This window comes from Clostridium beijerinckii, from assembly GCF_008705175.1.
Taxonomy (GTDB): domain Bacteria; phylum Bacillota; class Clostridia; order Clostridiales; family Clostridiaceae; genus Clostridium; species Clostridium beijerinckii.
Genome location: NZ_CP043998.1, coordinates 689319 through 704684, shown reverse-complemented (window position 1 = coordinate 704684; position 15366 = coordinate 689319). Strand labels below are relative to the sequence as shown.

The window sequence follows — 15366 nt, the reverse complement described above, 5'->3', positions numbered from 1 at the left end:
AATATTTTCAGAATTATCATAAAGAATTATTTTTGCAATATATATCATAAGTTTTAATTCATGAAGCTTATAATTTAGTGTATACAACATTGTTTTTTTAATGACAACTCAAATTTTAATAAAGAAATTTCAAAAAATTATATTTTTTCTAAAATAAAAAACTGCCTGAAACAATTTTAAAATTATTTCAAGCAGCTTTTTTATTAATTAAAATTACTTATTTACTATTAGATTTTCTCCAGTCATTTCTGTAGGAACTTCAAGTCCTAATTGAACTAACATTGTTGGAGCAATATCAGCAAGTTTTCCGTTGCTTAATTTCTTACCTTCAGTATCATTTGCAACCCAAACAAATGGCACTTCATGTGTAGTATGCGCTGTATATGGGGTTCCTGTTGAAAAATCTATCATAGTTTCAGCATTACCATGATCCGCAGTGATAAATAAGCATCCATTCTTTTCTAAAATTTTATCTGCAATCTTTCCTACACATTCGTCAACTGCTTCGATTGCTTTAACTGCAGCCTCAACAACTCCTGTGTGACCTACCATATCTGGATTAGCAAAGTTTAGAATTACCATATCATACTTATCGCTATCTAATCTATCTAGTAATTCATCTGTTACTTCATATGCACTCATTTCTGGTTTTAAATCATAAGTTGCAACCTTTGGTGAAGGTATAACTTTTCTGTCTTCACCTGGATTTTCTTTCTCTACTCCACCGTTAAAGAAGAAAGTAACGTGAGCATATTTCTCAGTTTCTGCTATTCTTAATTGATTTAAGCCCTTATTACTTACATATTCTCCAAGAGTATTACTTAAAGTTTGAGGAGTATATGCAACATTTACTCTTTCTAGAGTCTTATCATATTGAGTCATTGTTACAAAAGTAAGATCTAGAGTTTCTCTCTTGAATCCTGCAAATTCTTTATCATTAATAGCTCTAGTTATTTCTCTTGCTCTATCTGGTCTAAAGTTAAAGAATATAACTGAATCTCCATTTTTAATATTTGCAGTTGGATTACCATTTTCAGTTACAACTGTTGGTAATACAAATTCATCAGTTTTATTATCATGATATGATTTTTCTATAGCTTCAGTTGCACTACTTGCAGTTTCACCTTTTCCTAAAACTAAAGCATTATATGCAAGCTCAACTCTTTCCCATCTATTATCTCTATCCATTGCATAGTATCTACCACTTACAGTTGCAATCTTACCTACCCCTACTTCGGCCATCATCTTTTCAGTTTTTTCAATGAATTCTTGTCCTGATGAAGGTGGAACATCTCTTCCATCCATAAATGCATGAACATAAACATTTTGAACTTCTTCTTTTTTAGCAAATTCTAAAAGACCTCTTAAATGTTCTATATGTGAATGAACTCCACCATCTGATAATAAGCCCATTAAATGTAAAGACGATCCTGTCTTTTTAGCATTAGTCATAGCTAATTTTAATGATTCGTTCTCAAAAAAATCTCCATCTGCTATTGCTTTTGTAATTCTTGTTAATTCTTGGTATACTATTCTACCAGATCCGATATTTAAGTGACCAACTTCTGAATTACCCATTTGACCTTCTGGTAATCCAACAGCTAAGCCACTAGCTTGTAATTGTGAAGTTGGGTATTTTTCGAATAGTTTATCTAAATTTGGCTTTTTCGCTAAAGTTACAGCATTTCCTTCTGATTTTGGTGCAATCCCAAAACCATCTAATATCATTAACATAACAGGTTTTTTTGACATTTCCTATCCCTCCAAATATTTTCACAAAATATACTATAAAATTCTTAGATTTCTTTATTAAATTAATATCTGTAAGTTAACTAAATAAATTTATTTGTTATAAATAGATAATATTAAATATTATCATTTATTATGTTTTACATACTATTAATATCTTAAATTATATTATTTTTTTACACTTAATGCAACTTTATAAAGATTTAAAGTAAATTTATGTTATTATAATATAAATGTTTTATGAATTACTTTAATATCAAATTATTATTTACTTAAAAAAAGCTGTCTTAGTGCGATTTTCGTCATTCTAAGACAGCTTAAAAAATTTAATACTAATAATTAACTATTGCAGCGAAATCAGCTGGAACTAAGCTAGCTCCACCAACTAATGCTCCGTCTATATCAGACATTTCCATTTGTGCTTTTATTGTATTTGGTTTAACTGATCCACCGTATTGAATTCTTGTTTTTTCAGCTGATTCTGATCCATACATTTCAGCAACCATAGCTCTTATAGCTTTGATTGTTTCATTTGCTTGTTCATCAGTAGCAGTTTTTCCTGTTCCAATTGCCCAGATTGGTTCGTAAGCAATAACAAGTTTTTCTACTTGTTCATTAGTTAATCCAGCTATATCAGCTTTTATTTGAGCTTCAATAACTTTATTAGTAGTTCCGTTTTCTCTTTGTTCTAAAGATTCTCCACAACAAAGTATTGGAGTAATATTATGTTCGAAAGCTTTCTTAACTTTTTTGTTTAATGCTTCATCAGTTTCATTGAAGTATTCTCTTCTTTCACTATGACCTAAAACAACATAATCTATTCCCATAGCTTCAAGCATTCCTGGAGCAACTTCTCCTGTGAAAGCTCCACTTTCTTCAAAATGCATGTTTTGTGCAGCAACCTTTATATTTGAACCAGCTACAGCCTTTTTAACAGCATCTAAACATACAAATGTAGGACATACAACTACATCACATGTAGCATCTTTAACTAATGGCTTTAATTCTTCTACCATTTTAACTGCTTCATCAATAGTTTTATTCATTTTCCAGTTTCCTGCGATAATTGCTTTTCTCATTCCACTCACCTCATAATTTTTTTATTAATGAAACTTATAAATTGTCTTAATTATATTATGAATCTATATAAGCTTAAGGAAAGTGATCAAATTTCCTTAAGCTTATTATATATCTACAAAAATTACAAACTAAATATTTAAGAATGGCTCCTTGGCCTTGGACCCACCAAATCCCGTCGAATTTGCTTCCTAAAAAAATAGCTTATTACTTTTTTTGAATATATATTCCCTAACTATTCAAATATCTTACTTAACCATCCAGCATCTTCAAAAATCTATTACTTAAATATAAGAGATATGTTTACACTCTTGTGGATAAGTTCAACTTAAATTCATTAGGGGGCAATCACTACCTATCAAGTTTCACTTTATAATCTAACTAAACTTATAAACTTCTTTTGAAAATATTATTTATTCAAAACCAATTATTTAAAATTAGTCGTTTAATGCAGCGATTCCTGGTAATACTTTACCTTCTAAGAATTCTAATGATGCTCCACCACCTGTTGAAATGTGAGTCATCTTATCTCCAAATCCTAAAATATTAACAGCAGCAGCTGAATCTCCACCACCAATTATAGTAGTAGCATCTGCATCAGCCATAGCCTTAGCTACTGCAATTGTTCCTTTATTATAGTTTTCGAATTCAAATACACCCATTGGTCCATTCCAAATTACAGTCTTAGCATCTTTAATTGCATCAGCATATAAAGTTTCTGTCTTTGGTCCAATATCCAATCCCATGTTTCCTACTGGAATATTTTGATCTTCAGTAATTGTAGCTTCTACATCTTTAAATTCTGCAGCAACTCTGTGATCTACTGGTAATAAGAATTTAACTCCTTTTTCAGCAGCCTTAGCAACCATTTCTTTAGCATATTCAAGTCTATCTTCTTCAACTAATGAAGTTCCGATTTCATATCCTTGAGCTTTTAAGAATGTATAAGCCATTCCTCCACCGATAATAATTGTGTTAACTTTATCTAAAAGATTGTTTATAACAGCGATTTTATCAGAAACTTTAGCTCCACCTAAGATAGCAACGAATGGTCTTACTGGACTTTCAACTGCATTTCCTAAGAATTTTAATTCTTTTTGGATTAAGTATCCACATACAGCTGTATCTAAGTAATCAGTTACACCAACAGTTGAACAGTGAGCTCTATGAGCTGTTCCAAATGCGTCATTAACAAATACATCAGCTAATGAAGCTAATTCTTTAGAGAATTCTGGAATGTTCTTAGTTTCTTCTTTTCTGCATCTTGTGTTTTCTAATAAAACGATGTCTCCATCTTTCATTTCTGAAACTGCTTTTTTAGCGTTTTCGCCAACAACTTCTTCATCCCTAGCAAAAACAACTTCTTTCCCTAGCATTTCGCTTAATCTTGTAGCGACTGGTGCTAATGATTTTGAAGCATCTTTTCCTAAATGTGAACAAAGAATAACCTTTGCACCTTTTTCTACTAAATATTTAATAGTTGGAAGAGCTCCTACCAATCTATTTTCATCAGTTATAACTCCATCTTTAAGTGGTACGTTAAAGTCACATCTTACTAGCACTTTTTTTCCACTCACTTCAATATCTTCAATTGTTTTCTTATTGAAATTCATTTATTTTCACCTCTGATATTTATTTTATTGATTATTCCTTCATTTTAAAATAGTCTGGCTTTATAGCCTTATACTACAAAACCAGACTTATTTACTTTAACATAAATTTGCGCTCTTTATGTTCTAAGATATAATTCAAATTACTTTAAGTTAGCGAAGTATCCTAAAGTTCTGATTAATTGGTTAGTGTATGACATTTCGTTATCGTACCAAGCAGCTACTTTAACTAATTGTTCTCCATTAACTTCCATAACTTTAGTTTGAGTACCATCGAATAATGAACCGAAGCTGCTTCCGATTATATCGCAAGAAACTATTTCATCTTCAGTGTATCCGAAAGATTCAGTTGCAGCAGCTTTCATAGCAGCGTTAACTTCATCTACAGTAACTTTCTTAGATAAAGTACAAACTAATTCAGTTAATGAACCAGTGATTGTTGGAACTCTTTGAGCACCACCATCTAATTTTCCAGCTAATTCTGGAATAACTAATCCGATTGCTTTAGCAGCACCAGTTGAGTTAGGAATGATAGAAGCTGCAGCAGCTCTAGCTCTTCTTAAATCACCTTTTCTGTGTGGAGCATCTAAAGTATTTTGATCGTTAGTGTATGAGTGAATTGTAGTCATGAAACCTTTTGTTAATCCAAAATCATCACTTAATACTTTAGCCATTGGAGCTAAACAGTTAGTAGTACATGAAGCACCTGAAATAACTGTATCTTCTGCCTTTAAGATGTCGTGGTTTACATTGTAAACTACTGTTGGTAGATCATTTCCTGCAGGAGCTGAAATAACAACTTTCTTAGCACCAGCTGCGATATGAGCTGAAGCTGATTTCTTTGATGCAAAGAATCCAGTACATTCTAAAACGATATCTACGTTTAATTCTCCCCATGGTAAGTTTTCAGGCTTAGCATCAGCAGTAACCTTAATTTCTTTTCCATTAACTACGAAAGCTCCTTCTTTAACTTCGATTTCTCCATCGAATCTTCCTTGAGCTGAATCATATTTAAATAAATGAGCTAACATTTTAGCATCTGTTAAGTCGTTGATTGCAACCACATTAAATTCAGGGTTGTTAATCATTAATCTTAAAGCTAATCTTCCTATTCTTCCAAAACCATTAATTGCTACGTTTACCATTACAATTACCTCCTAATAATGCTTTTCTTTTTTATAAAAATAAATTTTACAAACTAATTCAATAACTGAATTTAACTATTTAGTTTACTTAATATTCCTTTGGCTGCTGCCTCATCTGTAACTAAAACACCATCATTGTCGTTATATTCAGTTGCAATAATTGACTCTACTTTATTTTTCCCACCTGCTACTGCAATATGTGTTTTTATTTTTCTTGCTTCATTAATTTTAATTCCAATTGCGGTAGTTTCTGAGATTATTTTCGAATCTTTATTAAAATAACATCCAAATGCTTCTCCAACAGCTCCATTATTAATCAAATTATCAATTTCTTGCTGTGGTACACCTCTTTTTCGAGCCATTTGCACCGCGTTACCTATACCATAAATTAGTACATCTGCCTTATGTATAGTATCTATAACAACTTTTACCGCCTCTTCTTTAAGCAAGGTGCCTATTATATCTAGACTCAAATTTTCTGAGATGTGAAGCATCTTATAAGTACCATTTAATTTTTTTGCCAAAGTGGCTGCTAACGTATTGGCCTGGGTTTCAACCTTTTTCCCCATTCCACCTCTAGCTGGTACTACTTGTATCTGAGATAAATTTGTTACTCTTGGAAAAGCTTCTACAACTTCTTTTAAAGTGCTCCCGCCTGTTAATGCTATAATAGAATTATCTTTTAGCACATCTTTAACATAATTAGCACATGCTTTTCCTAAATCCTTTAAAACTAAAGGATTTTCTTCTACATCTCCTGGGACTATGATTACTTTTTTTAAGTTAAGAGAAGATTGTATTTTCTTTTCAACTTCTGAAAGACCTTTTATTTCATGAATGAAATCATTTAGTTTGTGTATAATCTCTACGCCTTCACTTGTAACTGTCATTCCAGAAGTATTTATCTCAATTAAACCTTGTTCTTTTAAAAAACCTATTTCTGTTCTAACTGTTCTTTCACCAACATTTAACATATCAGCGAGTACTCTTCGTCCTATAGGTTGATTATGAAAGATTGTTCTGAGTACGTTATACCTTTTCTCCAATGTATTTACAAGCTCAGGAACTATCTTCTTTTGTAATTCTAATATTTCCTGCAACTCAAACACTCCTTTGGTCACTACGTGTCCCATATCATTTCATTACGTCCCACATCTATTATTATAAAACACCTTTTTGAAATTTTAAAGTCTTTAGGAAAACTTTTTTTATAATATTTCAAAAAAAACAAAAAAACCCTAACAAAATAAATTATTAGCAAACTTTTTTCTAGTTTTATACAGCGTTTCATATTTAATATTATTACGCTTAATAATAGCTATGTGAAATAGTATTTTTGAATTCAAGAACCATTTTATCAACTGTCAATATTAATTACAGAAAAAGTAATCATGAACTTTATATATTACTATACTCAAAGTTAACATATTCTTAAAACGTAATTGAATATTGACAATTGAATTTTTAACATTAAAATTTTAAAGTAATTATTTTATGGAATTTTTATAATCTCTTCCTTGCAGAAGATGATTTAATACCTAATTCCTCTCTATATTTTGCGACAGTTCTTCTAGATATATTCATATTTTTTTCTACTAACATAGAACTTATTAGTTGATCTGACAAAGGCTTACTTTTATTCTCTTCTTCTATTATTTTCTTTATTTCATTTTTTATTTTTGAAGTTGCCATATCTTCATTATTATTTGAGGATAACCCACTTGCGAATAAATCTTTTATTTTAACTGTTCCATAACTTGTTAAAACATATTTATCTTTAATTGCTCTACTTACAGTAGATTCATGAAGATTGATTATTTCTGCAACTTCTTTTAATGTCAAAGGTTTTATATACTGTCTTCCAAACTTAAAGAAATCATTTTGCTTTTCAACAACACATTCTAACACCTTATATAATGTATTTTTCCTTTGCTCTATTGACTTAATTAAGAAAAGTGCTTGATTAATTTTTTCCTTAACGTAAGTGTTTGTTTCCGAATCTTGATTATTTCTTAAAACATCTCTATATGTTTTATTTATCATAAGTCTTGGCAAAACACTTTCATTCATCAAAATGAAAAATTCACCATCAACATTCTTTATTTCAGCATCAGGAATTATATAATTAACCTCTTCTCCTGTATAAAATCCTCTTGATGGTTTAGGTTCCAGCTTTTTTATTAAATCACCATATCTTTGAGCTTCTCTTGGATTTATATTAAGGTCCTTTGCCACAGTTTCATATTTATTTTCCGCAATATTTTCTAAATGATTTAAAATTATCTTTTCTATTACATCATCTAAAATATTTAATTTTAGACTCTGGATAAGCAGACATTCCTTGATATTCCTAGCACCTATTCCATATGGTTCCAACGCCTGTACCACATCTAATGCCTTATTAACTATCTCTTCAGGTATATTCAATTCTTCTGCAAGTTCTCCTGTTGATATTTCCAAATACCCTCTATAATCCAATGATTCAACAATATAATTACATATATCTAACATATATTGATCTATGTCGGCTTCAATCAACTGCTCTTGTAAATATTCTTTTAGTGATACTTTTTTCTCAATGAAATTTAATGGCGAAACTTCTTCATTAGAATAATTTGTTTCTGATCTATCCTTGTAATTATCAGAATATAATTCTTCAACTAATTTTTTATGATCGTATTTGTCTTCTATATTAACGTCTCTGTTTATCTGTTCATCATCATATGAGCTTATTTCCTCATTAACCTCTAACACTGGATTTTCCGAATATTCATTGTCAATATATTCTCTCAAATCATGAAGAGACATTTGTAAAAGCTTTATGGATTGTTGCATATTTTGAGTGAGTACTAATCTCTGTTCCTGGGTCATCTTCATGTTATAATCCAAATTCATAAGTTTCCTCCTTATAATTTATATAAATTATTTTTAATTAAACGTATTCATTAAATTTATTGAAGTAATCTCTCTTTCTATTAGTATACCTCCTATTCTGTAAATATTGCAAGTCCACTATATGTAACTATGAAAATTAGGTCTGGTAAAATAAATATAAAAACATGCTTATATACTACTTATATCAACTATGTTTAAATATAAATTGTAGCTAAAAGCATGTTTTTTATTTATTAATTAAATTTATTTATTTAAAAAAACTAATCCACAGCAGCCAGGTCCAGAATGTATACATACAGTTGATCCAACTGGACATTCAATAAAGTTAACACCATTGTCCTTCATATATGTTCTAAGTGCTTCCTTTACTTCAATATTATTTACGTCAATCAATATTACAGGTACTTCATCATCTAACGTCGCGTTTTCTAAATCACTAATAATTTTCTTAATCGCCTTTTTATTTCCTCTAATTTTATCTTTAACTGACATTATACCATCTTTTATTTCAAGTATTAATTTTATTCCAAGCATTCCACCAACCATGCCAGCAGTTTTTGAAATTCTTCCGCCTCTCACGAGGTATTCTAAAGAATCAAAGTAAACTGAAAGCTTAACTTTATTTCTAATGCTATTTAATTTTTCTTCAACTTCTGAAATGTTATAACCATTTTCTCTGAGCTTAACAGCTTTTAATACAAGTATTCCTAAAGCGGCTGTTACATTCTGAGAATCAACAACTATTATATCTTGGCTTTCTAGCATTTCCTTAGCAATACATGCCGATTGGTATGTTCCACTCATCATAGAAGACATATGAATTGATATAATTTTACATCCTTCCGCTAAGTACTTCTTATATATTTCAACAAATCTATTCGGAGTAACTTGAGCTGTAGTTGGAAGTATATTTTCATTTCTAATTCTTTCAAAAACTTCATCCGTATTTATCTCAACACCATCTAGATAACTTTCTTCACCAAAGTTTATCAATAATGGCAAAACTTCTATATCGTATTTCTCATATATATCTTTTGGCAGATCAGCAGTGCTATCTGTTATAATTTTTATCTTTTCCATATATCTTCATTCCTCTTCAATTATTTCATATTAGGAAATCCTATCTGCCTTAAAGCTTCATAAGCCACTATAGCTACTGTATTAGATAAATTTAAACTTCTAGTACTTGATTTTATCATTGGAACCCTAAATCCAATATGCCTATTATGCACCTCTTCAGGAACTCCACTAGATTCTCTTCCAAACATTATAAAATCCCCTTCTTTGAAGGAAATTTCATCAAAATGCGTTTCTCCATGTGTAGTGGATAAATATATTGTTTTATCACCATATTTTTTCAAGAATTCTTCATAGTTATCATGTATTTCTAGATCTAAATCTTTCCAATAATCTAAACCTGCTCTTCTCACTTGCTTTTCATTTATTTCGAACCCAAGAGGTTTTATTAAATGCAACTTGCTGCCTGTTAAAACGCAAGTTCTTGCAATATTTCCAGTATTCTGAGGTATCTCAGGTTCATATAATACTATATTTAAATTCAAAACGTCACCTTCTCCTATTTTGTACAAAAATTATTTCACTTTAATTTAAAATTATACTATATGGTTCATAACAAGTCAAAAATAATAATTGCTTAACCATAGAAAAGTCTTTCACTATAAAAGGTATATTATTGTGTATTCTAATCAGTAAATTATTAAATATATTAAAGTTGTTTTAACCTTAATAAAACTTAAGCATATTTTCTTTAATTAATCTTAATAATTCCTAAAGAAAATATGCTTTGAGTTTTTTATAAATATTAAATTTTTATCTATTGTGTTGGTTGAGCTACAGGTGGTTCTGCTGTTGGCTGAGCTACTGGTGGCTCTGCTGTTGTTTCTGGCTGTTGAGTCGCATCTACAGGTTGAGTTCCTTTTTTGACTACTATCCCTACACTTGCATAAGTATCTGTTGATACTACTTCTCTATTCACTTCAGAACCATTTTCATAAGTTATCTGATATGCTCTTGCTCTATAACCAGTCATTCCAGCTCCCTCTGTTACTTCTTGTCCTACTGGTAAACTGCTATCATCTACCACTTTTGTTTCTGGTGGTATTGTTTCAAGAATTTCACTTGCCATATCATATGTTCTTCCATTTAAAGCACTAGGATCTCCATATATACTGTAAGTCACTACTTTACCTGACGTATTTCCTTGAATATATATAGGAAAATCATATGTGTTTTTAAACTTATAATCTAAATATCCATATGAAACAGTGGCATCAAGCCCAGGTTGTGCATAACCAACAGCCATGGAATGATTTGTTCTTTCAATAGACCTTAGGTTTGCTTTCATAGCAGCTCTATAAATAGTGGTCGATACTTGACATATTCCACCACCAATTCCGGGCTCTATTTTATTTCCAACATATGTTCCAGCTTCCTTATAACCTCTTTCAGCTGTTCTAGGTCCTACAACGTCATTAAAACTAAATATTTCTCCTGGCATAACTATTGTTCCGTTTATTGCTGAAGTAGCTATTTCTATGTTATTACATCTTCCTTCCGGCGATGTGGAATAATTTGATGAAAAAGTACCCATTACTCCTTTTATCTTGGATAGATCTTCTTGAGTTATTTTAGGTTTTGTTACTTCTAAATCAATTGATACTGAATTATCAGAATTAATATCTCCATTTATATTTTCTTTCAACTTCTGATCTAGTGTATCTAAATTAACTGTCTTTCCTTCTGTCTCTGGTTTAATCACAATATTATTCTTTTGTATGCTAACTGCTGCATCTTTAGCAGGTTGATTAACAGCTATCTGAAGTTTTTCCTCGTATTCCTTCAAATTTTCTTCATTATAAGAAAATTTGATTGGAACCTCCTTGCTCTTACTATTATTACTCTTTATGCTTATATATCTGCTTAAGACCCCATCTTTTTTTCCAAGTTTATAAGCCTCTTCAACAGTTGCATCTATATCATATTTAGGATTAATATCAGAGTAAATAAGTTCATATTGTTTGTCCTCTATTTTAATAGATAACTTTTTATTTTCTATAGATGTTACAAATGTTTCGGTAAGCTTATTCTTAGCTTCTTCTTTAGTCATTCCTCCAATATTTACTTCTTGTACAGTTACTCCCGGATATATTTTATCATCCCACTCCTTAACTATACCTTTTATAGCTATTGAGTATGCAATTAGTGCAGCAGCTCCTACTATAATTAATGTAAATATTGCGAGCATAATTTTCTTCTTTTTATTATAATTGTTTTTAGAAGCGTTTGCTCTTTTGCCGGTGCGTTTTTCCACTCCCTTATTCTCCTTTCAAGGAATTAAATATCATACATCTTCTATGTTTAATATTTATTTTGAGTACATTTATCGATAGCAATTTACATATTTTTCAAATTGTCATCAATGTTTTCATTATATCATATTCCAACTATCAATAGAAATATGATTATATTCCCATATAAGCTGAAATACGATACTATTTATTATAGATTTACTTTTGCACGAGTTTTTGAAGTTTCTCCATCATAATCAAAAGCTTCAATTGATACTTCTACTGGTGCATTTTTCTGAGTATTTACCTTATTACTAGTTATTAAGTAACTTGTAGCATTTTCATCAACAGTTCCAACCCATTCTCTATTTACAAAAATGTTATATCCCAATAAATCTACATCAGGATTTCTATTCCAAGAAACATTTATGTTCCTATTCTGGTACGCTGCCTTTAATCCAGTAACAACACGAGGCTGCCTTAATAAATCTACATTATCCGGTCCCCAATTTGCATCAACAGGATTCCCAATTCCTTGTACAGTTTGGCTTTCACTATATTGCCATATCCTCCATCTGGTCCAGCCTCCAACATTAGGAGGGAATTCAGGATTAATAGGGATGCTTGTATACATTGCAATCCATAGTGGCATATTTTTTAGTGGATAGCCACGTCCAGGAATATAAAAATTATCATAAAGCTCTATAAAATTTGTTCCTGTGTAAATCATAAGCCTTCTTCTAGTTTTTCTTTCAAATCTTTTTCTAAATCTATCAATCCAATCAATTAATGTTCTTGTACTTATTGATTTATCCAAAGGTGCCTCTACATCTATTACAGGAAACAAATCCCCATAATCATTGTTTCCGAACCCCTGCTGCAGTGTATTTATAAAGTCATCACATTGTCTATCCGCATCTGTTAGATCATAAGATGGCATAGAAAAATGATATGCTCCAACTGGGATTCCATAATTCCTACTATTCTTCGCATAATCTACAAACTTTCTATCAACCCTAAACCTTCCTGTTGCAGATCCTGACGCTCTCAAGTACAAAAAATCTACTTTTGTTGCCAATACGTTAAACTGAACACTTGTTGTATATTCATTTATGTCTACTCCAAAACGACTGTTAGGATTTTTGTTTTGCATATTTCCTCCACATAAAAATACTTCTCTAATATAAATATTAATTTACAACAGAAAAAGTACCTATAATTTAGTAATTAATTATAGGTTTAGTTGTACATAAAAACTTATATTATTTCCTACTGATTCAGCCCATATTTTGCCGTCATGCAATTCTACTATATTCTTAGAAATAGCTAACCCAAGACCTGATCCTCCTGTATTAGTATTTCTCGATTCATCTAGTCTATAAAATCTATCAAATAATTTTTCACTTTTTTCTTTTGATAAATGGTCTCCTTTATTTCTAAAAACTACAATGGCTTTACCATCCTTCTCGTATAATCCTATTAATATTTCTCCTGGTTTATACGAATATTTTATTGCATTTGTTATTATATTCTCAAAAACTCTAAGCATCTTTAATGTATCTATAGAAACTGAGATTTTTTCAGATTCGAATTTTTTATATATCGTTAATTTATTTTCATCGAGTAACGGTGTCAATTCTTCTATTAATTGTGATAGAAATTCTGCTAGATTAACTTTAGTCTTTGTTAGTGTTATTCCGCTGTTATTTAGCTTAGTATACTCGAATAAATCATCAATTAGTAGCTTTAATCTTTCAGCTTTATTGAATGCTATGTTTAAGTATTCCTCCATTTCTTTTTCATCTTTATACCTGTTTTGAATAACAAGCCCTATGTATCCCATCACAGATGTCAGTGGCGTCCTTAAATCATGAGAAACATTCGTTATCAAATCTGCTTTTGTTTTTTCTGCATCTCTCTCAGCACTAATTTTCTCTCCAATTTCTTTAGCCATTTGATTTATATTATAAGCTATATTTTTAATTTCATCTGTTCCCTTTTCTTCTATCCTATAATTCAAGTTACCACTTGCTATTATCTTAAGACCGACTGCAATCTCATCTAAATATTTCATCTTATTATTAGTTATTACAACAAATAAAACTATAAAAACTATAACTGTAAGAATTAGTGCTAAAGATGAATTTGACGTGCTAATTGTATTGTATGTTATCCTTGCTTCTGGAATCTTTGAATAGATTAAATACACCCTATCAGTTCCTATCTTTAGAGGCATTATATAACTTTTTTCTCTTGGTTCACCAATCTTTTCACTATTTACATTTGTCATTGCACTTTTTAGTGCACTATAAATATCTATATTTTCCTCTGCAACATTTTTAGTTTTATATAACACCTTTCCATCTAAATCTGTTATATAACTTTCCTCTCCATCAGATACATTTTCTAAAATATCATTAATCTTATCTTTATCTTCTAATTTCAAATTTTCTTGAGACTCTATTTGTTTAGCCAAATCATTTGCAGACCTCTCAATAGAATCATAATCATATTTTATCTGCGGCTCAGTATGCTCTCTCTTAAAAAGATTATTAGAAAAACTATAGAAGATAAATGCTACTAAAAAGCATATTCCTATAACCATCATAAGTTCAAATCTTATATTCTTCTCAATTCTCTTTTTTATACTTCGTATTAATTTTTCAGTATACTGTAGTAATTTTGAATTTGGAATGTCATTGCTAAAAGTTCTATGCCTTCCAACATCTTTATTTCTCAACTTTATATCCTACCCCCCAAACAGTCTTTATAAATCGAGGATTTCTTGGATTTTCTTCTATTTTCTCTCTTATTTTTCTTATATGAACCATAACAGTGTTATCAGAAGTCATGAATTCCTGATTCCAAACACTCTCATAAATATTTTCTATTGAAAATACTTTACCTCGGCTTTGAGCTAACAATGATAATATATCAAATTCTGTTGGAGTAAGTTTCACTATATTATCGCCTAACAATACTTCATGTGTTTCTAACTTTATTTTAAGATCTTCTATTTGTATTATATTTTCTTCTTCTACTTCTAACATATTTGTGTTCTTACCAAACATATGAAATCTTCTAAGTTGTGACTTGACTCTTGCAACTAACTCTAATGGATTGAATGGTTTCGTTAAATAATCATCTGCTCCCATATTAAGTCCTAATATCTTGTCAATATCTTCACTTTTCGCAGATAACATTATTATAGGCATTTCTTTAATCTCTCTAATCTTTAAACAAGTCTCTATTCCATTTAAGTTAGGCATCATAACATCTAATATAATTAAATCTATATCATTATCTCTAACTAAATTAATAGCTTCCAAACCATCACATGCATTTATAGTATTAAATCCATCACTCTTAAGATATATATCAACTAAATCTCTTATTTCCTTTTCATCATCCACAATTAGAATAGTTCCTTTTTCCAAACATTCCATCTCCAATCTAAAAATTTTATATCTGAATTCTATTATAATTTCATTCTAACCTAAATATCTTAAAAAAAATTACTAGTAGTTCTTAATATTTTATAAAATATGTTCATGCATATTTTTATGTCTGACTATCAAAATA

At 30.2% G+C, this 15366-nt stretch carries 12 protein-coding genes; all 12 read right to left on the bottom strand.

Annotated elements, in window-relative coordinates; genetic code table 11:
* Positions 1-213: 213 nt before the first annotated feature.
* Positions 214-1752 carry a 2,3-bisphosphoglycerate-independent phosphoglycerate mutase gene (gene gpmI / locus F3K33_RS03430; RefSeq protein ID WP_039773257.1) on the bottom strand — a complete coding sequence of 513 codons (1539 nt, stop codon included), beginning with the start codon at positions 1750-1752 and terminating at the stop codon, positions 214-216.
* A gap of 329 nt (positions 1753-2081) precedes the next feature.
* On the bottom strand, positions 2082-2828 hold the full coding sequence (gene tpiA / locus F3K33_RS03425; RefSeq protein WP_011967947.1) for a triose-phosphate isomerase: 747 nt from the start codon (positions 2826-2828) through the stop codon (positions 2082-2084).
* Positions 2829-3263: 435 nt separating this feature from the next.
* Positions 3264-4439, bottom strand: a complete 1176-nt coding sequence (locus F3K33_RS03420; RefSeq protein WP_011967946.1) for a phosphoglycerate kinase — start codon at positions 4437-4439, stop codon at positions 3264-3266.
* 140 nt (positions 4440-4579) lie between these two features.
* Positions 4580-5581 (bottom strand): type I glyceraldehyde-3-phosphate dehydrogenase, encoded by a 1002-nt coding sequence (gene gap, locus F3K33_RS03415; protein WP_011967945.1) that lies wholly within the window; start codon positions 5579-5581, stop codon positions 4580-4582.
* 71 nt (positions 5582-5652) lie between these two features.
* Complete coding sequence (locus F3K33_RS03410) at positions 5653-6714, bottom strand: sugar-binding transcriptional regulator (protein WP_031275614.1); 1062 nt, start codon at positions 6712-6714, stop codon at positions 5653-5655.
* 370 nt (positions 6715-7084) lie between these two features.
* Entirely contained in the window at positions 7085-8476 is a 1392-nt protein-coding gene (rpoN, locus tag F3K33_RS03405) for an RNA polymerase sigma factor SigL (protein ID WP_023973659.1), read from the bottom strand.
* A 243-nt stretch (positions 8477-8719) separates the two neighbouring features.
* Positions 8720-9556 (bottom strand): fatty acid kinase binding subunit FakB, encoded by an 837-nt coding sequence (locus F3K33_RS03400; protein ID WP_023973660.1) that lies wholly within the window; start codon positions 9554-9556, stop codon positions 8720-8722.
* 20 nt (positions 9557-9576) lie between these two features.
* Positions 9577-10038: a tRNA (cytidine(34)-2'-O)-methyltransferase gene (locus F3K33_RS03395; RefSeq protein ID WP_023973661.1), complete on the bottom strand. Its 462-nt coding sequence runs from the start codon at positions 10036-10038 to the stop codon at positions 9577-9579.
* Positions 10039-10310: 272 nt separating this feature from the next.
* On the bottom strand, positions 10311-11807 hold the full coding sequence (locus F3K33_RS03390; RefSeq protein WP_039770289.1) for a VanW family protein: 1497 nt from the start codon (positions 11805-11807) through the stop codon (positions 10311-10313).
* Between the two features lie 188 nt (positions 11808-11995).
* A complete protein-coding gene (locus F3K33_RS03385; RefSeq protein ID WP_011967939.1) occupies positions 11996-12937 on the bottom strand; it encodes a glycoside hydrolase family 25 protein in 942 nt (313 codons plus the stop codon).
* Positions 12938-13015: 78 nt separating this feature from the next.
* Positions 13016-14524 carry a sensor histidine kinase gene (locus tag F3K33_RS03380; protein ID WP_017212503.1) on the bottom strand — a complete coding sequence of 503 codons (1509 nt, stop codon included), beginning with the start codon at positions 14522-14524 and terminating at the stop codon, positions 13016-13018.
* Positions 14514-15230 carry a response regulator gene (locus F3K33_RS03375; RefSeq protein ID WP_069187757.1) on the bottom strand — a complete coding sequence of 239 codons (717 nt, stop codon included), beginning with the start codon at positions 15228-15230 and terminating at the stop codon, positions 14514-14516. Before F3K33_RS03375 ends, F3K33_RS03380 begins: the two co-directional genes overlap by 11 nt.
* Positions 15231-15366: the final 136 nt, after the last annotated feature.